At 60.9% G+C, this 25,605-nt stretch carries 22 protein-coding genes; 20 read left to right on the top strand and 2 right to left on the bottom strand.

Annotation, left to right across the window (positions count from 1 at the left end):
* Positions 1 to 5 precede the first annotated feature (5 nt).
* The 10 genes from HDE79_RS13105 (at position 6) to recO (ending at position 12,025) form a co-directional block, all read left to right on the top strand.
* A complete protein-coding gene (locus tag HDE79_RS13105; RefSeq protein WP_184602415.1) occupies positions 6 to 2,576 on the top strand; it encodes an EAL domain-containing protein in 2,571 nt (856 codons plus the stop codon).
* Between the two features lie 216 nt (positions 2,577 to 2,792).
* A complete protein-coding gene (gene rpoE / locus HDE79_RS13100) occupies positions 2,793 to 3,386 on the top strand; it encodes an RNA polymerase sigma factor RpoE (RefSeq protein ID WP_184602556.1) in 594 nt (197 codons plus the stop codon).
* The gene (locus HDE79_RS13095) at positions 3,383 to 4,090 is read left to right on the top strand and encodes a sigma-E factor negative regulatory protein (RefSeq protein WP_255488406.1); all 708 of its coding nucleotides are present in this window, start codon (positions 3,383 to 3,385) and stop codon (positions 4,088 to 4,090) included. The genes rpoE and HDE79_RS13095 overlap by 4 nt, the downstream gene beginning before the upstream one ends.
* A gap of 203 nt (positions 4,091 to 4,293) precedes the next feature.
* Positions 4,294 to 5,796 (top strand): DegQ family serine endoprotease, encoded by a 1,503-nt coding sequence (locus tag HDE79_RS13090; RefSeq protein WP_184602414.1) that lies wholly within the window; start codon positions 4,294 to 4,296, stop codon positions 5,794 to 5,796.
* Positions 5,797 to 6,023: 227 nt separating this feature from the next.
* Positions 6,024 to 7,814: a translation elongation factor 4 gene (lepA, locus tag HDE79_RS13085; RefSeq protein WP_184602413.1), complete on the top strand. Its 1,791-nt coding sequence runs from the start codon at positions 6,024 to 6,026 to the stop codon at positions 7,812 to 7,814.
* Between the two features lie 81 nt (positions 7,815 to 7,895).
* Positions 7,896 to 8,828, top strand: coding sequence for a signal peptidase I (lepB, locus tag HDE79_RS13080; RefSeq protein WP_184602412.1), 933 nt, complete (start codon positions 7,896 to 7,898; stop codon positions 8,826 to 8,828).
* A 245-nt stretch (positions 8,829 to 9,073) separates the two neighbouring features.
* Positions 9,074 to 9,457, top strand: a complete 384-nt coding sequence (locus HDE79_RS13075) for a DUF4845 domain-containing protein (protein ID WP_184602411.1) — start codon at positions 9,074 to 9,076, stop codon at positions 9,455 to 9,457.
* A 3-nt stretch (positions 9,458 to 9,460) separates the two neighbouring features.
* Positions 9,461 to 10,123: a ribonuclease III gene (gene rnc, locus HDE79_RS13070; protein ID WP_184602410.1), complete on the top strand. Its 663-nt coding sequence runs from the start codon at positions 9,461 to 9,463 to the stop codon at positions 10,121 to 10,123.
* A 134-nt stretch (positions 10,124 to 10,257) separates the two neighbouring features.
* A complete protein-coding gene (gene era, locus HDE79_RS13065) occupies positions 10,258 to 11,199 on the top strand; it encodes a GTPase Era (RefSeq protein ID WP_184602409.1) in 942 nt (313 codons plus the stop codon).
* A gap of 115 nt (positions 11,200 to 11,314) precedes the next feature.
* Entirely contained in the window at positions 11,315 to 12,025 is a 711-nt protein-coding gene (recO, locus tag HDE79_RS13060) for a DNA repair protein RecO (protein ID WP_184602408.1), read from the top strand.
* A gap of 36 nt (positions 12,026 to 12,061) precedes the next feature.
* On the opposite strand, the gene HDE79_RS13055 is transcribed toward recO, so the two are convergent.
* On the bottom strand, positions 12,062 to 12,823 hold the full coding sequence (locus tag HDE79_RS13055) for a response regulator (protein WP_184602407.1): 762 nt from the start codon (positions 12,821 to 12,823) through the stop codon (positions 12,062 to 12,064).
* 45 nt (positions 12,824 to 12,868) lie between these two features.
* Between HDE79_RS13055 and HDE79_RS13050 the strand changes: the two genes are divergently transcribed.
* The 10 genes from HDE79_RS13050 to HDE79_RS13005 all read left to right on the top strand — a co-directional run bounded on the left by HDE79_RS13050 (position 12,869) and on the right by HDE79_RS13005 (position 22,097).
* Positions 12,869 to 14,890 carry a hypothetical protein gene (locus HDE79_RS13050; RefSeq protein ID WP_184602406.1) on the top strand — a complete coding sequence of 674 codons (2,022 nt, stop codon included), beginning with the start codon at positions 12,869 to 12,871 and terminating at the stop codon, positions 14,888 to 14,890.
* 45 nt (positions 14,891 to 14,935) lie between these two features.
* On the top strand, positions 14,936 to 15,541 hold the full coding sequence (locus tag HDE79_RS13045) for a YdbL family protein (RefSeq protein WP_184602405.1): 606 nt from the start codon (positions 14,936 to 14,938) through the stop codon (positions 15,539 to 15,541).
* 110 nt (positions 15,542 to 15,651) lie between these two features.
* On the top strand, positions 15,652 to 16,989 hold the full coding sequence (gene rlmD / locus HDE79_RS13040; RefSeq protein ID WP_184602404.1) for a 23S rRNA (uracil(1939)-C(5))-methyltransferase RlmD: 1,338 nt from the start codon (positions 15,652 to 15,654) through the stop codon (positions 16,987 to 16,989).
* Positions 16,990 to 16,992: 3 nt separating this feature from the next.
* Entirely contained in the window at positions 16,993 to 17,514 is a 522-nt protein-coding gene (locus HDE79_RS13035) for a CYTH domain-containing protein (protein ID WP_184602403.1), read from the top strand.
* Complete coding sequence (gene nagZ / locus HDE79_RS13030; protein ID WP_184602402.1) at positions 17,508 to 18,542, top strand: beta-N-acetylhexosaminidase; 1,035 nt, start codon at positions 17,508 to 17,510, stop codon at positions 18,540 to 18,542. Before HDE79_RS13035 ends, nagZ begins: the two co-directional genes overlap by 7 nt.
* Positions 18,539 to 19,093, top strand: coding sequence for a hypoxanthine-guanine phosphoribosyltransferase (locus HDE79_RS13025; RefSeq protein ID WP_184602401.1), 555 nt, complete (start codon positions 18,539 to 18,541; stop codon positions 19,091 to 19,093). Before nagZ ends, HDE79_RS13025 begins: the two co-directional genes overlap by 4 nt.
* A 2-nt stretch (positions 19,094 to 19,095) precedes the next feature.
* Positions 19,096 to 19,860 (top strand): S-methyl-5'-thioinosine phosphorylase, encoded by a 765-nt coding sequence (locus HDE79_RS13020; RefSeq protein WP_184602400.1) that lies wholly within the window; start codon positions 19,096 to 19,098, stop codon positions 19,858 to 19,860.
* A gap of 140 nt (positions 19,861 to 20,000) precedes the next feature.
* A complete protein-coding gene (locus HDE79_RS13015; protein WP_179476822.1) occupies positions 20,001 to 20,207 on the top strand; it encodes a cold-shock protein in 207 nt (68 codons plus the stop codon).
* A gap of 79 nt (positions 20,208 to 20,286) precedes the next feature.
* Entirely contained in the window at positions 20,287 to 21,345 is a 1,059-nt protein-coding gene (locus HDE79_RS13010) for a N(4)-(beta-N-acetylglucosaminyl)-L-asparaginase (protein WP_184602399.1), read from the top strand.
* Positions 21,342 to 22,097, top strand: coding sequence for a copper homeostasis protein CutC (locus HDE79_RS13005; RefSeq protein WP_184602398.1), 756 nt, complete (start codon positions 21,342 to 21,344; stop codon positions 22,095 to 22,097). Before HDE79_RS13010 ends, HDE79_RS13005 begins: the two co-directional genes overlap by 4 nt.
* Positions 22,098 to 22,954: 857 nt before the next feature.
* On the opposite strand, the gene HDE79_RS13000 is transcribed toward HDE79_RS13005, so the two are convergent.
* Positions 22,955 to 25,588, bottom strand: a complete 2,634-nt coding sequence (locus HDE79_RS13000) for a M1 family metallopeptidase (RefSeq protein ID WP_184602554.1) — start codon at positions 25,586 to 25,588, stop codon at positions 22,955 to 22,957.
* Between the last annotated feature and the right edge of the window lie 17 nt (positions 25,589 to 25,605).

Raw genomic sequence — 25,605 nt, 5'->3', positions numbered from 1 at the left:
GACTGATGAGCGCGCATTCCGGCATTCTGGTGGTGGCTACGGAGCGTGAGCTGCGTCGTAACCTGTTCGATGCGCTCGATCAGGCGGGTTATTCGAGCATCCACAGCGCACGCGATGTGTCGCATGCAGCCATCCTGTTGGAAGGTCGCCCGGCATTGCAGTTGATCATCGCCGTATTCTCGGGTGATGCGCAGCAGGCACGTATCACTTGCGAGCAGCTGAAGGATCTATCCGGTGGCGCCGAGGTACCGCTGATCGCGGTGGTTACGGAGGAGGCGTCGTTTGATCCGATCGAGTTGCCAGTAGGTGTTTCCGACTGGTTGCGTGCTACGCAGATCAGCAGCGAGCTGGCCACCCGCTGGCGTCGCGTGGAAATGACTTTGCCGGTCCGCGCGAAAACGGAGCCAACCGCTGTCGTTACAAGCATCGAAGGGCAGGGCGATTACCGCTATCTGTTCGACGAGGGCGATAGCGAGTGGCTGATCGTCGATCCGCAATCCCAATGCCTGTTGGAAGTCAGTCCGACGGTGGCCCGGCACAGCCGCCTGCAAGCCAGCCAGTGGCAAGGGCTGCCATTGTCCGAAGTGCTGCAGTTCGAAGGTGTTGCGATCGAGCAGGTGCTGTTCGACGCTGATCGTCGGTGGTATCCATGCCAGCGCAAATCAGCTCAGGGCGTGGATACCGGTCAGGCCAGCGCGCGGCGCATCCGTCACGCGGGGCTCGACGCGCTGGCGCTGATGTTTCGCAGCGATCGTGCTGACTTGCGCGCGGAAGCGGCGCTCTCGTTGCTATCGCGCATGTTTGTGTCCACCAGTGGCGTGGATACGCAAATTGCAGCAGCCCGACTGCTGTTCGACGAACTGGGGCTGGATTACCTCACCGTCTGGTCCGCCCGTCTTGACGGCTTCGAAGCGCCGAGTCAGTTGCTGCAGCTGTGGAGCGGCGACGATCTGGAGTGGCCTGCCGTGCAGGTGCAAAGCTCGCTCCAATCAGTGCTGGGTGGCAAGCCCTTTTTCTATCGCACCGATGCCACCCGACTGGCACCGATGGATCCGCTGCTGCTGCAGCTTGATCTGGTGGGTTTTGCCGGCTTGCCACTCTACGATGAGCGCCATACGGTGCTTGGCGCGATGCTCGCCGGCAGCCGTAAGGGCTTTGGCGAGATGTCCATCATCGAACCAGTATTGCGCTGTGCGGCCGCACGCTTTGCGCAGGTGCTTGAGTTGAACCGCACGCGCGCTCAGGGGCGTGCCGAGGGGTTGGTCGATGCGTTGACCGGTCTGCCGAACCGGCTACTGTTCAACGACCGGCTGAATACAATCATCCATGAGGCGACACGCAACGGTGAGTGCTTTGCCGTGCTTTTCGTCGATCTTGATCGCTTCAAGATCATCAACGATACCTACGGGCATGCCGCCGGCGATCAGGTTTTGCGTGTCGTCGCGCAGCGTCTGAGCACTAGCGTTCGTGCTTCCGACACGGTGGCGCGTTACGCGGGCGACGAGTTCATCGTGGTACTGCGGCATATCGTCAAAAACGACGATGTTTCGCGGGTAGCTGAAAAAATCATGCAGGTCATGGGCATGCCGCTGAGCCTGGATAGCGGGACCGAGCTGCAGCTCGGTGCATCGATGGGCTTGAGTTTCTTCCCCGATGATGCAACCGATACGGAAACCCTGCTCAGGCATGCTGACGAAGCGATGTATGCGGCCAAGCATCAGGGGCGCAATACGTTCAAAATTTACGAGATGAGTCCCGAGTATGCGCAGCAACACGGTACGGTGCTGCGATCGCGCCTGCGTCATGCCGAGGGCAATGGCGAACTGCGCGTGGTCTACCAGCCTCAGGTTGATACAACGAGCGAGGACATCGTCGGGATGGAGGCGCTGGTGCGCTGGGAGCACCCCGAGCTGGGCATGATCAGCCCGGCGGTGTTCATTCCGCTGGCCGAGGAAACGGGCTTGATCGTGTCGATCGGCGAGTGGGTTATGCGCACAGCATGTCTGCAGGCGCAGGAGTGGGAACGACGCTATGGACTGCGGTTGCGGCTGGGTGTGAACCTCTCGGCGGTGCAGCTGATCGAGCCGGATCTGGTCGACATGGTCGCTAGGGTACTCGATGAAACCGGGCTCGACCCCAGCTTATTGGAGTTGGAAATCACCGAAAGCATCAGCATCAAGACCGCGCCGAACCTGATCGAAAATCTCAATGCGCTGCATCGATTGGGTTGCCATATCGCTATCGACGACTTCGGCACCGGCGCCGCCTCGCTCGATTACCTGCGCCGGTTACCGGCCGACCGCATCAAGATCGACCAGAGCTTCGTGCGCAATATCGGTGTCGACCCCGACGATGAGGCGATTGTGCGCGCGACCATCGATATGGCGCATCGCTTGAAGCGTGCCGTGGTTGCCGAAGGTGTGGAGACCGAGCAGCACTTCGAATTTCTACGCGCTCACCAATGCGATGAGCTACAGGGTTACCTGTTCTGCCGGCCGCAGCCTACGCTAAGCTTCGACAACATGCTGGCCGAGCGGCAGCGCCTGATGGAGGAGCGCAGCACCACAGCGGCTTGAGCTGGGGCGCGGTGTTCCCATAATCTCTGCCCTGGGTCGAAGTGGGCTACAAGCCTAATGTGCTGGTCTGACAAGCTGCCAACAGGCGGTGCGTTATGGTTGGCGCGATATTATGTGTACGCTGAACTTGAACACCCGATTGCGGTCTGAGCCGCATGTTCAGTTTTAAACCAGTTCCCGCAGCGGATGATGGCATTGACGATGGATACAGCCCGAATGGGCGAAAACGAACTGGATCGCGCGCTGGTCGAGCGGGTTCAGAACGGGGACAAACGAGCTTTCGATCTGCTGGTGCGCAAGTATCAGCACAAGGTCATCGGGCTGGTGTCCCGCTATGTGCGCAGTCATGCCGAGTGCGAGGACATCGCACAGGAGTCGTTTATCCGTGCCTGGCGGGCGATTGGTTCGTTCCGCGGTGACAGCGCGTTCTATACGTGGCTTTACAAGATTGCGGTGAACACCGCCAAGAACCATCTGGTTGCGATGGGTCGGCGCCCCCCGACCGACGACGTCGACGCGGAAGACGCGGTTTTCATGGCCGGCGCCGAGCGCATGCACGATAGCGCCACGCCCGAACGCGAAATGATGCGCCAGGAAATTGAACAATCCGTGTTTTCCACTGTCCAAGCATTACCTGAAGAACTGCGCACCGCCATTACGTTACGTGAAGTGGATGGTCTCAGTTATGACGAAATCGCAGAGGCGATGGGTTGCCCGATCGGTACGGTGCGTTCACGTATCTTCCGGGCACGTGAAGCGATCGATGAAAAGCTGCGGCCACTATTGTCGGACCGCGAGGACAAGACATGAATAAGGCAGACATGACTCAGGCGGATGTAAATCAGGGTGGTAACGAACAGCTTTCCGCCGGTATCGACGGTGAGCTATCCAAGGAAGCCATGCGCTTTCTGCTACGTCGGCTTGATCACGATACGACGCTGCAACAGTCGTGGACTCACTACAATCTCGCCCGCGACGGACTACGTCGGCAGCTGCCAATGATGGCCTCCGCCACTTTCGCCTCTCGCGTCATGCTGGCGATCGAGCAGGAAGCGGCGCCCGTCAGTACGAAGCGCAACCACTGGTTACGCTGGTCAGCGGGTGGCGCCATCGCTGCCAGTGTGGCTGCTGCTGCCTTGATGATCGGTCAGCCAACCGGTGATGTTGACCGCACGGCTACATTGGCAGGTCAGCGTGCCAACAGTGCAGTTGCTGACGTCTCTGCCGACGTCATGCCGATAAATAAATCGGCCGTCCCTGCCACTGTGCCGGCATGGTTGAGCGGCAATTCGGCGGGTATGTTGAGTCAGCAGGCATCGGCCACGAGTGATGCCTTTCCAGGCGAGAACCCGCCGGTTTACGGCAGCAAGCGCCTGTCGGCCTATCCGCTGATGCACCGCTATCGCACGTTGAACAATAACGACGGCAGCTACCTGTTGTTGCTCGACCCACAGCAACAGCCGGTGTCGGTGTCGAGGAATCCATCGCGTCAAGCCGCAGCGGCTGTCCACTGAGCCTGGCTAGTTGCTGGTGATTGCATGCAGCTAAGCGTTACATCGACCATCGGCCCTTAACTGGGCCGATGGTTTTTTGTATCTGCCTGTCTCAAGTCGCGATTGCCCAAGGTCGGTAGCTGCTGGGGCTGCATGAATCGGCGAATTCTGTCGTGCTTTATTCGTTCCAAACAACTTCAAACAACTTCAAACAAGGAGGAGTCATGAATCGGTCCATCTTGCGCACTGCGGTGTGCTGCGCGTGGGTAAGCCTTGCTGCTGTTGCCGGTGCGCAGGCACAGGCTGCATCCACGTCCACCGCAGCAGTTCTGCCTGATTTCACCGGTATCGTCGAGAAAAATGCGTCGGCCGTGGTGCATGTCGAAGCCAAGTACACTGGCAAAAGCCGCAAGCCGTCGCGTACGTCGCCGGATCGGTCCAGCCCCGACCAGCAAAGTCCTGATCAGGACGGCACACCCGACGATCCACAGGCGGACATGCTCCGGCGCTTCTTCGGCATGCCGATGATGCCGTCGCCTGAAGATCAGAAGCACACGTCGCTGGGCTCGGGCTTCATCATTTCGCGCGATGGCTATGTGCTGACCAATAACCATGTCGTTGATGGTGCTGATGAAGTGACGGTGCGCCTGCAGGATCGGCGTACGCTCACCGCGAAGGTGGTTGGCACCGATCCGAAATACGACATCGCGCTGCTGAAGATCAGCGACGGCAACAATCTGCCGATGGTCAGCATCGGCGATTCGCGTAGCCTCAAGCCTGGCCAGTGGGTGCTGGCGATCGGTTCGCCGTTCGGCTTCGACTACACCGTGACGCAGGGCATCGTCAGTGCGATCGGCCGCAATCTGGGCAGCAGTGATCAGCCGTATACCTCGTTTATCCAGACCGATGTGCCGATCAATCGTGGCAATTCCGGTGGCCCGCTGTTCAATCTGCAGGGCCAGGTCGTCGGCGTCAATTCGCAGATCTATTCCAGTACTGGTGGTTATCAGGGTGTGGCCTTCTCGATCCCGATCGATGTAGCGATGAGCGCCGTGGAGCAAATCAAACAGCACGGGTTTGTCACCCGCGGGCAGCTCGGCGTGCATGTCGGCCCGCTCAGCGACGATGTAGTCAAGGCGCTGAAACTGCCTAATGCGAATGGTGCGATCGTCTCCGATGTTGATCCCGGCAGCGCCGCGGCCAAGGCTGGTGTGCAAGCTGGCGACATCGTCGTCGGCTACAACGGGCAATCGATCAATCAGGCCCCTGATTTGCCGCCGCTGGTCGGTTTGACCAAGCCGGGCACCAAGGTGCCGTTGGAGATTATTCGCGATGGAAAGAAGAAAACCATTGAGGTGATCGTGGGTGCCGCACCGCGTGATGGCCGTGCCGTGTCGACGGCGTCAGGTGCGCAGCAACCGTCGGCTCCGTCAGGCTCGACGGCACTGGGTCTTTCGGTACAGGACATCGACGCAACCACGCGCCAGCAGCTTGGACTGAAGTCGGGTGACGGTGTCGAGATCAGCAGCATCACCGGGCAGGTCGCTTCGAGTGCCGGTCTGCAGCAGGGCGATGCCATTCTGATGGCGAACCAGCAACGTATTGGCAGCGCGGTTGCATTCCAGGCCGCAACCAAGGGCCTGAAGCCAGGAGACACCGTGCTTTTGCTGGTTCGCCGGGGTGACCAGAGCCAGTTCATCGGGCTCACGGTGCCTGAAGGCAAGTAAAGCCTTGAGAGACTCGTTCATGTCTGGCATCAGCCGGGCATGGACGAGACGTGGTCAATGGCCAGCAAATTCACTATGTGAGACCTGTCCATCAGGTCCTTCCATCGGTTCGGGCCAGTCTGCGGGGTTCCATGCGATAATACGGGGTTAGCATTGCCAGCCGGTGATGCGCTGCCTGCGCGATGCGTTTGGCGGCAGACCCACGTTCGACAGGCCGCCAGCGCTCCATGGAATTGATCCGCAACTTCTCCATCATTGCCCATATCGACCACGGCAAGTCGACGCTTGCCGACCGCATCATTCAGCTTTGCGGCGGCCTGGCCGATCGTGAGATGGAAGCGCAGGTACTGGACAACAACCCGATCGAGCGCGAGCGCGGCATTACCATCAAGGCGCAGTCGGTTTCGCTGCCTTACACGGCGCGCGACGGCAAGACCTACCAGCTGAATTTTATCGACACGCCCGGTCACGTCGATTTCTCGTACGAAGTCAGCCGCTCACTGGCCGCCTGCGAAGGCGCGCTGCTGGTGGTGGATGCGGCGCAGGGCGTTGAGGCGCAATCGGTCGCCAACTGCTACACCGCGGTGGAGCAGGGGCTGGAAGTGATACCGATCCTCAACAAGATCGACCTGCCGACGGCTGACATTGAAAAGGTAAAGCTTGAAATCGAGGCGGTCATCGGCATCGATGCGACCGATGCGGTGGCGATCAGCGCGAAGACTGGCCTCAACGTGATCGAGGTGCTGGAGGCGATCATCGCCCGCATCCCGCCGCCCAAGCCGCGTGATACCGACCGGTTGCAGGCGCTGATCATCGATTCCTGGTTCGACAATTACCTGGGTGTCGTATCTCTGGTGCGCGTGATGCAGGGCGAGATCCGCTCCGGCGACAAGCTGCTGGTGATGTCGACCGGGCGTACGCATGAAGTTGGCGATGTCGGCGTGTTCACGCCCAAGCGCAAGAAGCTCGATCACCTGGGCGCTGGCGAAGTGGGCTGGATCAACGCCTCAATCAAGGACGTGCACGGCGCGCCGGTCGGCGACACGCTGACCCACGCCGGCAAACCGGCAGAGAAGGCGTTGCCCGGCTTTCAGCATATGCAGCCGCGCGTGTTCGCGGGCCTGTTTCCGGTGTCTTCGGATGACTACCCGGCGATGCGTGAGGCGCTGGACAAGCTGCGCCTCAACGACGCGGCGTTGTTCTTTGAGCCGGAGTCGTCGGAGGCGATGGGTTTTGGCTTCCGCTGCGGTTTTCTCGGCATGCTGCACATGGAAATCGTGCAGGAGCGGCTCGAGCGTGAATACGATCTCAACCTGATCACCACTGCGCCCACCGTTGTCTACGAGATCCTGAAAACCGACGGCACCACAATGATGCTGGACAACCCGTCCAAGCTGCCGTCGTCGCCGCAGGTACAGGAAATCCGCGAGCCGATCATCGTCGCCAATATCCTCACACCGCCGGACTACATCGGCAACGTGATCACCCTGTGCGAAGAGAAGCGCGGCGTGCAGCGCTCGATCCAGTATCTGGCGACACAGGTGCAGATCAGTTACGAGATGCCGCTGGCCGAGGTGGTGATGGATTTCTTCGACCGATTGAAGTCGGTGTCGCGCGGCTATGCGTCGATGGACTATCACTTTGATCGTTTCGAGGCCGGCCCGTTTGTGCGTACGGATGTGCTGATCAACGGTGATCGCGTCGATGCACTGAGCCTGATCATGCATCGCAGTCATGCCGATCGCAAAGGACGCGAACTGGTCGAGCGGATGAAGGACTTGATCCCACGCCAGCAGTTCGACGTGGCGATCCAGGCTGCCGTCGGTGCGCAGATCATCGCCCGGTCCACCGTGAAAGCCCTGCGCAAGAATGTTCTGGCGAAGTGCTATGGCGGCGACGTGAGCCGCAAGAAGAAGCTTCTGGAAAAGCAGAAGGAAGGCAAAAAGCGCATGAAGCAGGTCGGGCGCGTGGAAATCCCGCAGGAAGCCTTTCTTGCCGTGCTGCGAGTGGATAAATAAGCGCTGTGCCATTGATTTAGGCCATGATCCGCCCGGAACCAAATTGAAACTGGGCTGGACAGGACAACGACGGAGCAACACATGGATTTCGATTTTTCAGCGATTCTGCTTGGCCTCACCGTGCTGTTTGGCGTGGTGTGGGGTCTGGATCGCCTGTTCCTGTACAAGAAACGCAAGGCACGTCTCGATGCGGCCGGTACCGAATATACCGATCCTGTGCCGGTCGACTGGGCGCGCTCGTTGTTTCCGGTGGTGTTGGTAGTGTTGCTGCTGCGCTCGTTCGTGGCCGAGCCGTTCCGCATTCCCTCCGGCTCGATGATGCCGACGCTGGACGTGGGCGACTTCATTCTCGTCAACAAGTTTGCCTACGGCCTCCGCCTACCGGCCTTCAACAACAAATTCCTGAGCCTGGGCGAGCCCAAGCGCGGTGATGTAGTGGTGTTCCGGTTTCCCGGTTATTTGTGCAAGGATGAAAGCGGCAAGCTGATCCGCGTGGGCGGCAGTGAAAGTGGCCCGCCGCGGTTGGGCGATGACGATGCCTGCCCAATGCCGCGCCTGCCGGTCACCAGCCAGAACTGGATCAAGCGTGTGATTGGTCTGCCTGGCGACACCATCGAAGTGCACGACAGCCAGATCATCATCAACGGCAAGCCGGTCGTTGCCGACGAGATCGGTCCCTTCGTCGGCAACCCGCTGCGTGATGAGGATGGCGAACTATTGAATTTCGGCGCCACCATCTGGAACGAACATCTGGGCAATCGCGATCATCTGATCGCGCGCATGCCGCTGCGTATGTCGACCAATCCCATTCCCAACCCGCTGGTGCCTTCCAAGGTGCCACAGGGCTGCTATCTGGTGATGGGCGACGATCGCGAAAACAGCCTCGATGGTCGGTGGTGGGGGTGCATGCCGGAACAGAATCTGGCTGGCAAGGCTTTCCTGATCTGGATGAGCTGGAAGGGCTTGCACACTGGCGGCGTGGATTTTTCGCGCATCGGTACGCTGATTCACTGAGCGATTGCGTTCGAGCCGGCGCACATTTTTTTGTGCGGCTGCAACACAAGTTCGCTGAGCATGCGAGAATCCGCTTATCTGGGAGCTGCGTCAGCAAAGCCATCTGTCGTTCGGCGTATCAATAAAGTGATGCCGATAAGCCACAGCAAACACTGTCGAGTGGCTGTCCAAGCATTCCGGCAAGATTTTCATCCAGCAGCACTTCAACAACAGGCACGCCCTGCGGGCGGCATAGTGAGGGGACTATGAAATCGAAGCAGTCGGGCGTCACTCTGATCGGGTTTTTATTCATCATCGTCATCGTGGGCTTCTTCGCTTTCATGGCCATGAAGCTGTTGCCGTCGTATTCCGAGGCCATGGGTGTAAGCAAGGCGATGAACCAGATCGCCACCGCCGGTACCAACGGCAAGTCGTTGGACGAGATCCGCCGCGACCTGGCGTTCAAGCTGGGTTTCCAGTATGTGGACGATGCCACGATCAAGCCCGCCGACGTCACCATCAAGCGTGATGCGGGCGGCGCTAGCACGCTCAATGTCGATTACGACAAGAAAATCCCCTTCATGTACAACATCGATTTCCTGCTGCACTTCGACAAGAGCGTAGCGCTGCAGGGCAACGTAGCGGAATAAATGGTGCAGCTGTCCTACCGTTTTAGCGATCCGGCGCTGGCGCAGCTGGCACTGACCCATCGCAGTATCGGCAAGCCGAATAACGAGCGACTCGAGTTTCTTGGCGATGCGCTGTTGGGCGCAGTCATTGCCGAGCTGCTGTATGAAGTTCATCCCAAGGCCAGCGAAGGCGAGCTGTCCCGGCTGCGCGCGCAGCTCGTCAACGGTCAGGCGCTGGCTGCGGTGGCGCGCGAGCTGGAGCTGGGCGACGGCCTGAAACTGGGTCCTGGCGAACTGAAGAGCGGTGGCTTCAGGCGTGATTCGATCCTGGCTGATGCGTTCGAAGCGCTGATTGCCGCGGTCTATCTGGATGGCGGTTTCGATGCCTGCCGCGAGGTGCTGCGCGGACTCTTCAGTGAACGTGTCACCGCGTTGCGGCGATCGTCCAAGGATGCCAAGACCCGTCTGCAGGAGTATCTGCAGGCTGGTGGCTGGCCGCTGCCACAATATGATCTGCTCGCCAGTCACGGCGAGGATCATGCAAAGACGTTCGACATCCGTTGTGCCATTGGCGAACCGCTACCGCTAAGTGCCGAGACCCGCGGTGACAGTCGACGCGCGGCCGAACAGGACGCAGCCGAGATCGTGCTGACCCAGCTGCTGGAAAAGCAGCGTAAGACTTCCTGATCTCTTCGTCATCGCCGGTGCTGGCCGATATGAGTACCGAAACCCACCACGTGCCTCGCGCGGGCGGGTCCCTTTCCATGCTGTTTGCGGCGAAGCACTACACTTGCCGTCCGACTTGTCGAGCAACTCATGTCATGAATCACGAACTGGACTTAACCGACGACACTGGCCCCAGCCTGCCGCACGATGATTTTCGCTGCGGCACGGTGGCTTTGGCGGGCCGTCCCAACGTGGGCAAGTCCACGTTGCTGAACGCGCTGATCGGTTTTCGCCTGTCGATCGTCAGCCCGCGGCCGCAGACCACGCGCCACCGCATTCTCGGCATTGCCACCAGCGAAGCCGGACAAATCCTGTACGTCGATACGCCCGGCCTGCATCGCGGCGCCAAGCGCGCGATGAATCGCAGCCTGAACCGCGCGGCGCGTTCGGCGATCAGCGATGTCGATCTGGTCGTGCAGGTGATTGAGGCCGGTCGTTTTACCGACGAGGACGAGGCACTGTACGCCGCGCTGGTCGAGCAATCGTCACCGCGCATCCTGGTGATCAACAAGGTCGACCTGAGCAAGGACAAGACAGTCATACTGCCGTTTGTCACCGAGCTGGTGGCCAAGCACAGCTATGACGAAATCCACTACGTCAGCGCGCTGAAAAAACAGGGCCTGAAAGAACTCGAGCAGGCCATTCTGAAGCGCCTGCCGGTGCAACCGCCAGTCTACGCCGATGACGAAGTCACCGATCGCAGCGAGCGCTTTCTGGCCGCCGAGATGGTGCGCGAACAGCTGATGTTGCGGCTCGATCAGGAATTGCCGTACGCCACCACGGTGGAAATCGAGCAGTTCAGTGACCGCCCCGACGGCATCGCGGAGATCCACGCCATCATCTGGGTCGAACGCGATGGCCAGAAAGCGATCGTGATCGGTAACGGCGGTGCCCAGCTCAAATCGATCGGCACGGGCGCGCGTCGCAACATGGAGCGCATGTTCGAGCGCAAGGTCTTCCTCAAGCTGTGGGTGAAGGTGCGCGAAGGCTGGGTCGACGACGAGAACATGTTGAAGAAGTTCGGGTATACGGATTAGGAGAGAAAGACGAGGGGAGAGTAGCGAGGACGCAAGTTCGACTGGCCTGCGTTAGCCTTGCGGTTCGCAACGCCTCCCATGGATACGCCCTCGTTCCTCGCCCCTGGACTTTCCCATGCGCATCGAACAGCAACCCGCCTATGTGCTGCACGCGCGGCCTTATCGCGAGACGTCGCTGTTGCTCGAATGCCTGACTCGGGAACACGGCCGGCTCGGCGTGATCGCGCGTGGCGTGCGCGGCGAAAAGGCCCGGCTGCGCCGTGCGCAGCTCGAACCTTTTCAGCCTGTGGCGATGGATCTGCTGCTTCGCGGCGAACTGGCGACGTTGACAGCGGTGGAGCCGGTCGGCGTTCCACTGCGCATGATCGGCGACGCTGCGCTGGCCAGCCTTTATCTGAATGAACTGGTGGTGCGTCTGACCGAGCGCCAGGACCCGTTCCCTGGTTTGTTCGATGTTTACGCGAAGACGCTGGTGCGACTGGCCACGGGCGAGCCGCTGGCATGGACGCTGCGCCGCTTCGAGCGCGACCTGCTGGAAACGATCGGCTATGGCCTGCAACTGGAGTACGACTCCGAAAACGGTGAGCCGCTGGAATCCGATGGACACTATCGTTATCTGGTCGATCAGGGTGCCGTACGCAGCGTTGCCAGCCATGCAAAAGTGATGCGCGGCAGCGATTTGCTGGCACTGCAGCAGGATCAGATGCCGGATAACGCCGGCCTGCGCGCACTGCGTGATCTGATGCGCGAAATCATCCGCTTCCATCTCGGTGGTGGTGAACTGCGTGCCTGGCGTGTACTGGCGATGGCTGGTTCGCGCCGTTGATCATTCGCCGCCGGAGGCGGCCGTTGAAGCAATGGATCAGCGATCCAGTGCCTGCATGGTCGCCACCAATGCGTGGCGGAACCGCGTCAGCGACACCGGCGCCATATTCGCTCGCGCCAGCTGCCGCTGCAGCAAAGCCGTCTGCGTCGACAGCGTAGTGGCGCCACAGAATCCGCATGACGAGCGCAGCCGGTGCAGACGTTCGCCGAAATCGGCGCGGTCCGCGCTGATCTGATCCAGTTCCCGTTCCAGCAAGGCCAACTCTTCGCGAAGCAGCAAGCGCAGTGCGCGCATCGTGGTGGCGTCGCCAGTTGTCATCATCGCGGCGCTATCGTCGAGTATCGCCATGCCGCTGCGATCCGATAGTGTCAGCACACGCTGCAGATCAGTCAGTCGACAGGGTTTGAGCAGTATTTCACTGAAGCCGGCGGCGAGCAGCGGCATGCGATCGCCCGGCGCCAGTTCGGCGGTGGTGGCCACGGCTGTGCTGTCAGCGGAGCGGGCGTGCGCGTCTTCACGGAGTTGGGTCAGGATGTCCAGCGCGCCAGCGCCGGGCATTCGGCAATCCAGCAGCAGCAGGTCGAAGCTCTCGGCCTGCGCCCGTTCCAGTGCCGTGAGACCATTCGTGCAGGCTTCGGTGCGCGCTCCCATGGAGCGCAATCCATCACAGAGAAAGCGGCAGCTACTGGGATCGTCGTCGGCTACCAGTACGCGTAAATGGGTGGCTTGCCATGAATTGGCTGGACTATCGATGGCAGGAACAGCATGGGTTGGCGAGTCGGTCGGGTTGCGTTGCATGACGAAATCCATATCGTTCATCTGAGTTTGGCAGAATGGCGCGGTATGCGTTCGACATCAAGCCATCTTTTTCTGTACTGCATTCTCCTGCTCGGTTTGTCGTGGGTGGCGCCGGCGTGGGCGGACATGGCATTGACCGCCAAGGCGATCAGCGTGCCCGGTGTTCGGTTGCAGTCGGTGACGATGCGCATTGGCGACGACGGCAGCGGTGGACTGCACCTGCAACTGCACTCGGCGCAGGCGGATATCCCCGTGATGGGGTGGCATCGGTTGGGCCTGATCCTGGACGGCGGCCTGCATCGCGACGAACACCTGAACTGGATCTTTGATGGCGGCGTGCAACTGGTGGGCGCGCCCGGCGGTGCGTTGAGCAAAGCGCACGCGACCATGCTGCTCAGCGAAGAGGCCAATACCCTGCAAGTCGATATCACCCAGAGCAAGGCGCAGGCCAGTGCGGCGCTGCCGCTGGATCAGCTCAGCCACGTGCAGATCAGCCTGAAAAATTTGCCCGTCGGCTGGTTGCAAGGGTTGCTCAGCACGGTCTGGTCGGGGCATCCCACTGGCGGCCGGCTGGATGCCGAGCTGGCGCTGGACATGCGCGACGTCGGGTTGCAATCGTCGGGGCAGTTCACTCTCAACGAAGCGGGTTTTGATACGCCGAGCGGAACGCTGGCTGCGCAACAACTCAGTGGCAATGGTCAGTTCGATCTCGACACGACCGATGGACCGGCACAGATCGATCTGGAAGCCAGTCTGCACGGCGGTGACTTATTGCTCGGGCCCATCTTCGCCAAGTTGCCCAGTCATCCCGTATCGCTTGGGTTGCATGCCACTGCGCAGAGCGGCGCGATCGCACTTAGCCATCTGCGACTGGATGACCCCGACGCGCTGCAGCTTGAGGGTGCGCTGACCTTCGATACCAAGGGTGTGCTGAAAACACTGAATATGGACCGTTTCCACGCCAGTTTCCCCGCTGCTTACCAGCGTTACGGTGAAGCGTGGCTGGCAACCATGGGTTTGCGCAATCTCACCAGTGCCGGGCAGCTGAGCGGCAGCATGGATATGGGGGCCGATGGTCCGCATGCGTTTGCGTTCAACACCGATAATCTGGATCTGGCCGACGCCAACGGGCGCGTGGCTATCAGAGGTCTGCGCGGTGGACTGGATTGGGCCATGCAGGGCGATCGGCCAGCGACCGCGCTGAGCTGGAGCAGCCTGCAGTTTTACCGGATACCTAACGGTGCCGCGCAGTCGCACTGGCAAAGTCGCGACGGTCTGCTGAGCCTGCAAAAGCCGCTGGAAGTGCCGTTGCTGAAAGGCCAGCTGCGGGTTGGTCAGTTGGACTGGCGCCCTGCAGCGGCGAAGGGCCAGCGCCTGACCACGTCACTGGTGCTGCTTGGCATTGACATCAGTGCCTTCAGTCACGCGATGGGTTGGCCGGCGTTTCCCGGCACGCTGGCGGGAGCGATTCCCTCGCTTCGTTGGGTCGATGATCGGATCGAATTGCAGGGTGGCCTGTCTGCGAGTCTGTTCGGCGGCTTTGTCGATATCACCCGGCTTTCGCTGCAGCAGCCGTTTGGGCCAAGTCCGGCATTGAGTGGCGATATGAGCCTGCGCCAGCTTGATCTGGGTGCCATGACCAGCGTGTTCGATTTCGGCAGCATCACGGGGCGCATGGATGGCTCGATCAAGAATCTGCAGTTGGTCGACTGGAAACCGGTGGCGTTCAAGGCCAGCCTGTTGGCAGGTAGCGGTGGGCGAATCAGCCAGCGTGCGGTCAACAATCTGACTACGGTCGGTGGTGGCGGCATCGCGGCGGGTCTGCAGGGCGCTGTGCTGAAGTTGTTCAAGACCTTCGGCTACAAGCGCATCGGGCTCAGCTGCACCTTGCAAGCCTCGGTCTGCCAGATGGGCGGGCTGGAGTCCGGTGCCGACAGCTACACTATTCTCGAAGGCAGCGGCCTGCCGCGTTTGCAGGTGATCGGCCACCAGGCCCAGGTCGATTGGCCGACGCTGGTGGACAGGTTGCAGGCGGCCATGAACGGCGCGACTCCGCAGGTGCGCTGACCGGTTTTGCATTGACTATTTGCTATCCCATTGTTGGAGTTCCAAATGCGCAAGCTCGTCCTCGGACTACTGGTTACGCTCGCCATCGCACTGGTCGGCTGTGTCACCATCAACGTGTATTTCCCCGAGGCAGCGGCGCAGAAAGCGGCGGATCAATTCATCGGCAACGTGATCGACAGCGCCAGCCCGGCGAAGCCTGTGCCGAAGGATCCATCGCAGGCAACGGAAAGCGGCGGCCAGCATCCATCGGCGATGCTGCTTGATCTGTTGATTCCCACCGCTGCTGCTGCCGATGTACCCAATATCCGTATCCAGACGGCGGCCACTGAAGCAATCAGTGGCCGCATGCGCGATCGCTTCCAGGGGGCGCTTGGTGCCTTGCTCGATAGCGGTGCCGTGGGCTTCACCCGGGACGGCATGGTGGTGATGCGTGATGCCGCCAAGGTGCCACTGAGCCAGCGCGCGCAGGCCAATGCCACCGTAGCCGACGAGAACCGCGACCGCAGCGCGCTGTATCGCGAAGTGGCCAACGCCAACAATCATCCGGAATGGGAGTCACAGATCCAGGCGACTTTCGCCAAGGGCTGGATCGACCGCGCCAAAGCTGGTTGGTACGTCCAGAATGACGCTGGTGCCTGGCAGCAGAAGTAATCGGGTAAGTGTATGCCGGTGCACGGTGGCGCAATCGATCTGTGATAATCGGCGGTTACCGTGTCATCCATCCATCGATACGTCCGATTCACTGCTTAGATTGACTGCCTATGTCCCGATCCAACTCTGTGCCAGCGACGCCGTTTGAAGCTGTGATCACCGACCTAAGCCACGACGGTCGTGGCGTGACGCGGGTAGATGGCAAGGCGGTCTTTGTCAGCGGTGCGCTGCTGGACGAACACGTGGTGTTGCGCCTGCACAAGCGCCATCGCCATTTCGATGAGGCCGAAGTAGTCGAGCTGATCACCCGCTCGCCGCATCGGGTGGAGCCGCGCTGCCGGCACTTTGGCGAATGCAGCGGCTGCTCGCTGCAGCATCTGGACGCCGACTCGCAGATCGCGACCAAGCAGCGCGTGCTGACCGAGAATTTCGAGCGCATCGGCAAGGTCACGCCACAAGTGTGGCTGCCGCCGCTGACCGACCAGTCATGGGGCTACCGCCGCAAGGGCCGGCTCTCGGTGCGCAACGTGGTGAAGAAGGGCCGCGTGCTGGTCGGCTTTCGCGAAGAGGAAAACCCGCGCTTCGTCGCTGATATCCAACAATGCGAAGTGATGCATCCGGCGCTTGGCCCGAAGATCGGCCTGCTTGCCGACTTGCTGAACGGTATGGACGCGGCCAGCGATATTCCGCAGATCGAATTCGCTGCCGGCGACGACACCATGGCGCTGGTGTTTCGGCATATGCAGCCGCTCGGTGCTTCGGACCTCGCCGCGCTCACCGCGTTTGGCCAGCAGCATGATCTGGCCATCTATCTTCAACCCGGCGGCAACAGTAGCGTGCATCCGTTGTGGCCGGAAAACCCGCGCTTGGCCTTCCGCATTCCCAGCGGCGATACGCAGATCGATGACGTGGAGCTGGAATTCCAGCCGCTCGATTTCGTCCAGGTCAATGCCGGCATGAACGTGCGGATGATGGCGCGCACGATGGAACTGCTCGATCCGCAGCCGACTGATCGCGTGCTCGACTTGTTCTGTGGCTTGGGGAATTTCACCCTGCCGATTGCCCGTCGCGTGGGGGAAGTGGTCGGCGTGGAAGGCGAGCACGGGCTGGTCGAACGGGCGGCGGAGAACGCCGCGCGCAATGGCATCGGCAACGCGCGCTTCCAAGTGGCCAACCTGTTCGAGGATCAGCGCAGCGCCGACTGGGCGCGTCAGCCCTGGGACAAAATGCTGCTCGATCCGCCACGCGCGGGCGCCGACAAGGTGCTGGAATACCTGCCACACAAGCAGACTCGACGCATCGTCTACGTGTCCTGTCATCCTGCGTCACTGGCGCGAGATGCCGGCATCCTGGTGAACCAGCATGGTTTCACCTTGAAGTCCGCCGGCGTGATGGACATGTTTCCGCACACCTCGCACGTCGAATCCATTGCGCTGTTTGAGAGGTAGAGGGTGGGAGTAGAAATCGAACGAAAATTCCTCCTGCGCGACGACAGCTGGCGTGCTGGCATCTCGTGCAGCGAGACGATCGCGCAGGGTTACTTGATCGGTGCGCAGGCCTTGCGCGACGGCTCGGCGCGTTCATCGGTGCGTGCACGCGTCGCCGGTGACAAGGCCTGGTTGAACATCAAGGCTGCCGTCGCGGGCATCGAGCGGGCGGAGTTCGAGTACGCCATCCCGCTGGCCGATGCGCAGGCATTGCTGGCCACGTTGTGCGATGGCGTACTGGAAAAGATCCGGCACCACGTACACGTCGGCAATGCATTGTTCGAGGTCGATGAATTTCTCGGTGAGAACGAAGGCCTTGTCGTCGCCGAGATTGAGCTGCCGGCCGTCGACGCGTCATTTCCGCATCCGGTATGGCTCGGTGCGGAAGTGAGCGCGCTAAAGCGCTACTACAACGTCAATCTGATTGCCCATCCCTACCGGCAGTGGTCACCGGTCGAACGTGCTGCCGAGGACGCCGCATGCTGATGATTGGTGTTGCTGGCCTGGAGCTGGCCGAACACGAAAAGCCCTGGCTGAAGGCGAGGGGCGTTGTTGGGGTGCTGCTGTTTGCCCGCAACTATGCCAGTCGCGAACAGCTGGTGGCGCTCTGCGATGCGATCCGTGAGACAGGCGGTGACGAGTTATTGATCGCGGTCGATCAGGAGGGTGGCCCGGTGCAGCGCTTCCGCGACGGCTTCACCCGCTTGCCCGCGCTGGCGAGTATTGGCGAGGTCTACGATCGCAATCCCGTGGAGGCGGTACGACTGGCCGAGGAACACGCCTGGGTGATGGCCAGCGAGTTGCGTGCCAGCGGCGTGGATTTCAGTTTTGCACCGGTGGTCGACCTGGCGCGCGGCAACGCCGCAATCGGCCTGCGTGCGTTCCACACCGATCCGGTGGTTACCGCCGAATTGGCAGAGGCCTATGTGCGCGGCATGCATTTGGGCGGCATGGCGGCGGTGCTCAAGCACTTCCCCGGACACGGCTCGGTCGCCGCCGATACGCACAAGGCGCAAGCGATCGATCCGCGGGACCTGGATACGATTCGTCGCGACGATCTGTTGCCGTTCGCCGAATGCATCGAGGCGAAAGTCGAGGCGGTGATGATGGCCCACGTCACCTATCCAGCGGTGGATGCACCGCCTGCCGGCTATTCGCGCGTATGGATCGAGCAGATTCTGCGCGGCGAGCTGGGTTTTGCCGGCGCGGTGATCAGCGACGACATCAGCATGGCGGCTGCCGGTGCGGCTGGCAGCGTGGGTGAGCGGGTGCAAGCCCATCTGGATGCCGGCTGCGACCTGGTGCTGGCCTGTTTCCCCCATGTGGTTGAGCAGGCAATTGCCGCCGTGCAGAACCAAATAACCTTACCCGCGGCCGCTGCATCGATGCCGCCACAGCTCGCGGCCCTGCGCGGTGCCATCGGCGCCAGCTGGGCTGGCCTTCTCAACAATCCGCAGCGCGATCGTTTCGTCGCGCGCATCACGGCGTTGAACGCCGATCGGGGAAATGCATGAATACGCCCACACCTTCGCTTGCTGATGCACTGGTCGGCGCCGATCTGCTGCACGACCGCAGCGAGATCGACGCTGTCATCGCCGAGATGGGGCATCGGATCGATGTCGCCTTGAATGGCGAACGTGCCGTGTTTCTCACTGTCATGCATGGGGCTCTGATCTTCGCTGGGCAGCTGGCGTTAGCTATCCGCACCGATCTCGAATTCGACTACGTGCACGCGACTCGCTACCGCGGTGAAACCACCGGCAGCGAGCTGCACTGGCTGCGCGAGCCGCAGGTATCGCTGGTCGATCGCGTGGTGTTGCTGGTCGACGACATTCTTGACGAAGGCCATACGCTGAAGGCCGTGCGTGACGACTGTTACCAGCGGGGCGCCAAACGCGTGCTTATCGTCAGCCTCTGCACCAAGCGGCACGATCGCCTGGTTGAAGGCATCACCGCGGACTTCCACGGCATCGAATTGCCCGATCGCTACGTTTTCGGTTTCGGCATGGATTACCACGAGCAGGGGCGCAACTTGTCGGCCATCTATGCATTGAAGGAGGGCTAAGCATGAGCGCAATGGATCTCGCTGTTATCGGCGGCAGTGGCTTGTACAACTTTCCGGGTCTGGAAAACACCGAGCGCCATTCGGTGGACACGCCTTATGGTCCGGCGTCGGGTGACGTGGTGATCGGCGATTTCGCCGGCAAGCGTGTCGCGTTTCTTGCGCGTCACGGCGAGAGCCACAGTCTGCCGCCGCATCGGGTGAATTACCGTGCCAACCTGTGGGCATTGCACAGCCTCGGCGCGCGTCAGGTCATTGGCGTGAACGCGGTGGGTGGCATCCGTGCGGACATGGGTCCGCGCGTGATCGTGGTGCCTGACCAGATCATCGATTACACGCACGGGCGTTACACCAGCTTCTGCGATGTCGAGGGCGCTGAGGTGAAGCACATCGATTTCAGTGAGTCGTATACGGAGTCGCTGCGTCAGACTTTGCTGGCAGCGGCCGGCAAGGCCGGTATCGCGGTGATCGCCGGCGGCTGCTACGGCGCCACGCAAGGACCACGGCTGGAAACTCGTGCCGAGATCGCCCGCATGAAGCGTGACGGCTGCGATCTGGTGGGCATGACCGGCATGCCAGAGGCATCACTGGCACGCGAGCTGTCGCTTGAGTACGCGTGCCTGGCACTGGTGGCCAACTTTGCGGCTGGATGCGGTGACGAGGCGGAAATCAGTATCGATGAAATCTTTGCACATCTGGCTGCTGCCACGGCGGAGGTGCCGCGCATCCTCGCAGCGCTGCTGCAAACTGAGGGTGCCGTCACGACCTAGGGTATTTTCCTAGTCTCCAGATATTGCGCTGATGCCGGTCATGTTGATATTTTTCGCCATGTCGGGGCGGCGAACCAGGGGAGATATGGTGGTTCAGCGCGCACCTGGCGCACCCAATCCATGATCCAGAGGTTCACGCAATGCGTTTCGGTACGGTCAAGTGGTTTAACGACGCCAAAGGTTTCGGTTTCATCGCGCCTGAGGACGGTGGGGATGACGTTTTCGTCCATTTTTCGGCCATCAATACCAAGGGCTTTCGCAGCCTTCAGGAAGGCCAACGCGTGCAGTTCGAAGTGACCCAAGGTCCGAAGGGTGCCCAGGCTTCTGCTGTCGAGGCGGCAGCCTGATCTGACGCTTGTGTTGTGACGCATAAAAGAACCCCGCACACTGCGCGGGGTTTTTTATTTTCCGCTGATGGAGCCTTGCATGACCAATCGCAGAAACTTCCTGAAGGCGTCGTTGCTTGGCGCTACGGCTTCGGCGCTTGCGTGGGGCAGTAAGCTGGCGGCGAACCAGGCCGCTGCAGCACAGCCGTTTTCCGGCGCACGCGTGGTGTCGACCTGGGATTTCGGTGTGGCGGCGAATCAGGTGGCATGGACAGTGCTTGGCAAGGGCGGTCATGCGCTGGATGCGGTCGAAACTGGGGTGCAGGTGCCGGAATCCGATCTGAAGAACCACAGCGTCGGCAAGGCCGGCTATCCGGATCGCGATGGCCACGTCACTCTCGATGCGAGCATCATGGATGCCGATGGCAACTGTGGGGCAGTCGCCGCGATCGAACATATCGAACACCCCATTTGCGTGGCGCGGATGGTGATGGAACGCACGCCGCATGTGCTGCTGGTCGGTGAGGGCGCGCTGCAGTTTGCGCTGGAGCAGGGTTTCAAGAAGCAGGAGCTGCTGACACCGGAATCCGAAAAGGCCTGGCACGAATGGCTGAAGACGGCGCGTTACAAACCATCGATCAACAGCGAGGTGCAGGACTACGGCCGCACCGGTAATAACAGCAAAACGGGCATGCCCGGCGGCGCCGGTAACCACGACACCATCGGCATGCTCGCCATCGACGCGCAGGGCCGGCTGGCGGGTGCCTGCACCACCAGTGGCATGGCATGGAAACTGCGCGGCCGCGTCGGCGACAGTCCGATCATCGGCGCCGGCCTGTACGTGGATGGTGAGGTCGGCGCAGCGACCTCCACCGGCGTCGGCGAGGAAGTGATTCGCAACGCTGGCAGTTTCCTCGTCGTTGAACTGATGCGTCAGGGACGCTCGCCGCAGGACGCCTGCCGCGAGGCAGTGATGCGCATCATCCACCGTCGGCCGACTGCGGCGAAGGATCTGCAGGTGGGCTTCCTGGCCATGAACAAGCATGGCGAGGTCGGCGCCTGGGCAATCCAGCACGGCTTCTCCTACGCCGTGTGCGATGCCAAGAAGCAGGACGGCCTGATCCCCTCGCAAAGCGTCTACGCGACGAGCAATTCATGATACTGGAGATCGCCGCAAACTCCGTCGCCTCCGCGCTGGCAGCGCAGGAGGGTGGAGCAGGGCGCATTGAGCTTTGCACGGCGCTGGAGCTGGGCGGCCTTACGCCATCGTCGGCACAGATTACATTGGCACGCGAACAGCTCACGATCCCGCTATATGTGCTGATCCGCCCGCGTGCTGGCGATTTTCTCTACAGCGACCTTGAATGCGAAACCATGTTGCGTGACATCGAAGCATGCGTCGAGGCAGGTTGCGATGGGGTCGTACTCGGTGTGCTGGATGCTGACGGTCAAGTCGACATGCCGCGCTGTCGTTCGCTGATTTCAGCAGCGGGCGACTTGGGCGTGACCTTCCATCGGGCGTTCGACCTCACACGCGATCCGCTATCGGCATTGGAGGACGTGATCGCACTCGGCTGCGAGCGTGTACTGACTTCGGGCGCACAGGCCAGTGCGATCGAGGGAGCGGCGCTGATTCGTCAACTGGTCGAGTTATCGGCTGCTCGCATTGCCGTGATGCCGGGCGCTGGGGTGAGTGCCCGGAATATCGGCGAGCTGCTGGCCGTCACCGGTGCCCGCGAATTTCATGCGTCGGCTAAATGCCAGCACCCCTCCGCCATGCAATGGCAACCGCCGTTGCTGACCGACATGCAGGACGGTGAGTGGCGCAGCGATGTCGAGCAGATACGCACCATCGTGGCGGCGCTGGGCAGCGCGTTTGAAGCGCGCAGCAGCAGGGCGTCCGCAGTCTGAAGACGCCGTTTCGCCGTGAAATAATTAGCCGCTGATTTCATGCGCGCCGATATTCTGGTGAACACATCCGGCATCATTGGAGCATCTGTAAAAGGATAGGCGCAATGAAAGGAATTCGTTTACTCGCGATCACCTTGGCATGGGCGCTCGCGTTAATGGTTGCATCGACACCCTTTAAATGAATCTCCGTCAACCCAGCGCGCGTTCAGTTTGCTAATGCATCGTCAGAGGCAGATACCACGTCAATCAAAGTAGCTGCGAGACGAACACAGCAGTTACGCCATGAATAAGTGGCAATCCGAACCATAAGAGCTTGATAGCCATTCCTACATCCCCACATGCCCATGTGGGCGCACCTTCGGGTCGTAAAGAGATATCGGTATCGGTGTTCTTGACTCCAGATTGGTTGTTCAGCTCGTTCAATTCGTTCGACCCGCGTGCCTGCTGTGATCTCTCCATGACGTTCGTGGGCATCAAAATTGAAATGACTCATGCAATTTCGAGTCGGATCAGCTGCCATCGCCACTGGTGCTGATTGTTGGTCAGCGAGGTCGTTGCCAGTGCTGCTGTTTCACACCGCCGGTTAGCGCAAGAGGACATGCGGGCCATAGGCGCCATGGCATCGGCCTCCTTAGCAAGTTTTAACTCGGTTGCCCGCGAAGGCCTTTCATCCGGTCCTGCTTTCGGAGTATTTCTCCGGCAAGCCGGACTTGCTTATCTATGAGTTAGCGTGCTTGGTATGCCTAAAGGTTAACGACGTGAGTGCATTAAGTCTTGTGCACCAACTACCGTTTAGCGACCGTGCGACATAAAAAAGCCCCGCATTGCGGGGCTTTTTTGTTCTTGCTACAGCAACATCACCCGCCGTTTTTCTTCAACCATGCATCGATAGCCGGTAGGCGCTTTTCGCGAATCATCATGCGATAGCGGATGCCGGCGACGACGGTGTCGGCGACGCGGCGCGAGCCGATAGCGATGTGTGCTTTTGCATACGCCTCGATCTTGCCGATCATCGCTGGATCGATCGATGCGCCGCCCAGGCCCGGGTAGTAGCGGCTGCTGGAGGTGGAGTCGACTAGCTTGTCGACCTGGGTGCGATGGGCCACAGCGAAGTCAAAGGCCAGGTCCGGGTGGCGGCGTGAGACGCCGGAGATCATCCCTGCGCTGGTGGTGGCGCCAGGTTCGGGCGTGAGGGCGAGATCCAGGGCGCGCTTGGCCAGGGTTTCGTCCTCGCTGGTCGATAGCAGACTGTAGAGTTCGTCCTTGATCAGCGGCGTGGTCTCGGCCTTGGCCTGGGCGCGCAGCTTGTCCCAGGTGGTGGCATCGGCGTGACTGGCCACAACGTAGAGGATGGACTTGCGCAGCTCCGCCGACATGGTGTCCGGATGGGCGTAGTAGTCACGTGCCTTGGCGATCACGTCGTTGTCGCCGAGTTGTGACAGCGTATCGATGAGTTCGGTGCGCAGAATTTTGGTTGGACCGCTTTCACCGGTGGTCGGCGTCCAACCGACACGGGCAAACTCAGGCGACAGGCGTGCAATGGCGAACTCGCGCAACACGGCCTGACGCGCGTCGTCGCCCTTGTAGTAGTTATCCAGTCCCGACAACACGCCAGCGACTTCTTCCCACATTTCCGGGCTGGCATCAGCGGGCACGCGTTGGGCGAGATCAAGTACGTCGGAGGCTGGCTGCAGACCTGCCATGCCCAGCGCCCAGGTGTCGCTCATCAAGCCTAGCTCGTCGATCTCAGGCAGCTGGGTGAAGGACTGGCTCAATGCACTGAACGCCGTCGGTGAATAGAGCGTGCGGTAGTAACCGCTTTGGCCGGCATTGACCACCACCGGACCACAGCCGGGCACTTTGAGGTTGCCGTGACCGTCGACCACCAAGGTCGTCACCGGGGTGCCGCCGATGGACTGGGCGATCACCGGGACATGCCAGCGCAGGGGCTTCTTGTCGGGGCGGTCGCGGGTGAATTCGCCCTGGCTCAGGGATAAGGTGGTGTCGCCGTCCTGGCAGCTCTCAGCATCGACGGTGATCAGCGGAATGCCCGGCTGCAGGGTGAAGTCGTGCGCAATGGCGGTGATCGGCTTGTCGCCGGTGGCATCAATGGCTCTCCACAGGTCATCGGATACCGTGTTTCCATAGGCGTGAGCCTTGATATAGCGCTGCACGCCGGTGCGCCAGACGTCTTCGCCCACGTAGCCCTCGAGCATGGTGATGACGGCTTCACCCTTGGAATAGGTGATGGTGTCGAAGGCCTGGCTGGCCTGCTCAACCGTTGCAATGTGCTGCACGATGGGATGCGTAGTGGCGATCGCGTCGCGCGCCATTGCGCCTTCGCGCACGCCGACGGCGTAAAGCTTGGTGTTCCATTCCGGATGCAGCTTTTCGGTGGTGCGGCTGGCCATCCACGAGGCAAAGCCCTCGTTGAGCCAAAGGTCGTCCCACCAGCGCATGGTCACCAGATCACCAAACCACTGGTGCGCCATTTCGTGCGCGGCGGTGTTGAATACTTCCTGTTTGTCCGACTGCGTAGCAATGGCCGGATCCAGCAACAGGCTGTACTCGAAGGTGAAAATGGCGCCCCAGTTTTCCATCGCGCTGAAGAACTGGCTTTGGCCCGGTGCGGCGATGTTATCCAGCTTGGGTAACGGAAACGGCACGCCGAAATACTGGTTATATTCGTGCAGCACGTCCTTGGCTGACTTGAGCGCGAAGTCGGCCTGGCCGACGGAACCTTTCTGCGCGATCACGCCGATCTCGGTGCCGTCAGAGGAAGTGGTTGCGCGATCAAACTGGCCAAGACCGAAGAACAGCAGGTAGGTGGACATCTTCGGTGACGGCTGGAAAGTCACGCGGCTCATGCCGTTGGCCAGCTTGGTCGTCGATGCAGCGGGCATATTGCTCACTGCCATCTCATCGGACGGCACAGTCACATCGAGGTTGAAGGTGGCCTTGTAGGCCGGCTCATCCCACGACGGAATGAAGCGGCGCGCATCGGAGTTCTCGAACTGCGTGTACAGCGCGCGCTGCTTGCCGGCCTTGGTGTCGTAGTCCAGCGCGAACAGGCCGTTGGCCTGGGTGCCGATTTTGCCGGTGTAAGTCATCGCCAGCTTGTAGCTGCCCGAGGCTACCGGCTTGGCGAAGGTAAAAGTCGCCGTCTGCGTCTGGGCATCCACCGTTACCTTCGGTGTGGCCAGCGGCTTGTCGTCGACCGAGCTCAGAGTCGCCTTGGAGAACGCCATGTCGATGGCATTGAGGCTAATGCTGGACGTCGGCTTCTGCACATCGACGGTGATGGTGACCTGGCCATCGAAGTTCATCGAAGCCGCATGCGGTACGATGGACACGTCATAATGGCTTGGCACCACGCCGCGCGGCAGCTGGGTTGGCGCCAGCGCGTTGGCCGTCGTCGTTGGAGTCGCCATGCCGCCAAGGCTGGTGCCAGCCAATGCCAGCGCAATACCCGATACCAGTAACCGGCGCATATAAAGTCTCTCCATGA

Source organism: Rhodanobacter sp. MP1X3, from assembly GCF_014207165.1.
Classification (GTDB): domain Bacteria; phylum Pseudomonadota; class Gammaproteobacteria; order Xanthomonadales; family Rhodanobacteraceae; genus Rhodanobacter.
Note: the sequence above shows the minus strand (reverse complement) of the source record. Positions and strands in the feature narration are given on the sequence as shown.

What these genes read in the sequence shown, in the direction of transcription:
- HDE79_RS13105 (WP_184602415.1), top strand. Translation starts at nt 6, where the DNA reads ATGAGCGCGCATTCCGGCATTCTGGTGGTGGCTACGGAGCGTGAGCTG.
- rpoE (WP_184602556.1), top strand. Translation starts at nt 2,793, where the DNA reads ATGGGCGAAAACGAACTGGATCGCGCGCTGGTCGAGCGGGTTCAGAAC.
- HDE79_RS13095 (WP_255488406.1), top strand. Translation starts at nt 3,383, where the DNA reads ATGAATAAGGCAGACATGACTCAGGCGGATGTAAATCAGGGTGGTAAC.
- HDE79_RS13090 (WP_184602414.1), top strand. Translation starts at nt 4,294, where the DNA reads ATGAATCGGTCCATCTTGCGCACTGCGGTGTGCTGCGCGTGGGTAAGC.
- lepA (WP_184602413.1), top strand. Translation starts at nt 6,024, where the DNA reads ATGGAATTGATCCGCAACTTCTCCATCATTGCCCATATCGACCACGGC.
- lepB (WP_184602412.1), top strand. Translation starts at nt 7,896, where the DNA reads ATGGATTTCGATTTTTCAGCGATTCTGCTTGGCCTCACCGTGCTGTTT.
- HDE79_RS13075 (WP_184602411.1), top strand. Translation starts at nt 9,074, where the DNA reads ATGAAATCGAAGCAGTCGGGCGTCACTCTGATCGGGTTTTTATTCATC.
- era (WP_184602409.1), top strand. Translation starts at nt 10,258, where the DNA reads ATGAATCACGAACTGGACTTAACCGACGACACTGGCCCCAGCCTGCCG.
- recO (WP_184602408.1), top strand. Translation starts at nt 11,315, where the DNA reads ATGCGCATCGAACAGCAACCCGCCTATGTGCTGCACGCGCGGCCTTAT.
- HDE79_RS13055 (WP_184602407.1), bottom strand. Translation starts at nt 12,823, where the DNA reads ATGCAACGCAACCCGACCGACTCGCCAACCCATGCTGTTCCTGCCATC.
- HDE79_RS13050 (WP_184602406.1), top strand. Translation starts at nt 12,869, where the DNA reads ATGCGTTCGACATCAAGCCATCTTTTTCTGTACTGCATTCTCCTGCTC.
- HDE79_RS13045 (WP_184602405.1), top strand. Translation starts at nt 14,936, where the DNA reads ATGCGCAAGCTCGTCCTCGGACTACTGGTTACGCTCGCCATCGCACTG.
- rlmD (WP_184602404.1), top strand. Translation starts at nt 15,652, where the DNA reads ATGTCCCGATCCAACTCTGTGCCAGCGACGCCGTTTGAAGCTGTGATC.
- nagZ (WP_184602402.1), top strand. Translation starts at nt 17,508, where the DNA reads ATGCTGATGATTGGTGTTGCTGGCCTGGAGCTGGCCGAACACGAAAAG.
- HDE79_RS13025 (WP_184602401.1), top strand. Translation starts at nt 18,539, where the DNA reads ATGAATACGCCCACACCTTCGCTTGCTGATGCACTGGTCGGCGCCGAT.
- HDE79_RS13020 (WP_184602400.1), top strand. Translation starts at nt 19,096, where the DNA reads ATGAGCGCAATGGATCTCGCTGTTATCGGCGGCAGTGGCTTGTACAAC.
- HDE79_RS13015 (WP_179476822.1), top strand. Translation starts at nt 20,001, where the DNA reads ATGCGTTTCGGTACGGTCAAGTGGTTTAACGACGCCAAAGGTTTCGGT.
- HDE79_RS13010 (WP_184602399.1), top strand. Translation starts at nt 20,287, where the DNA reads ATGACCAATCGCAGAAACTTCCTGAAGGCGTCGTTGCTTGGCGCTACG.
- HDE79_RS13005 (WP_184602398.1), top strand. Translation starts at nt 21,342, where the DNA reads ATGATACTGGAGATCGCCGCAAACTCCGTCGCCTCCGCGCTGGCAGCG.
- HDE79_RS13000 (WP_184602554.1), bottom strand. Translation starts at nt 25,588, where the DNA reads ATGCGCCGGTTACTGGTATCGGGTATTGCGCTGGCATTGGCTGGCACC.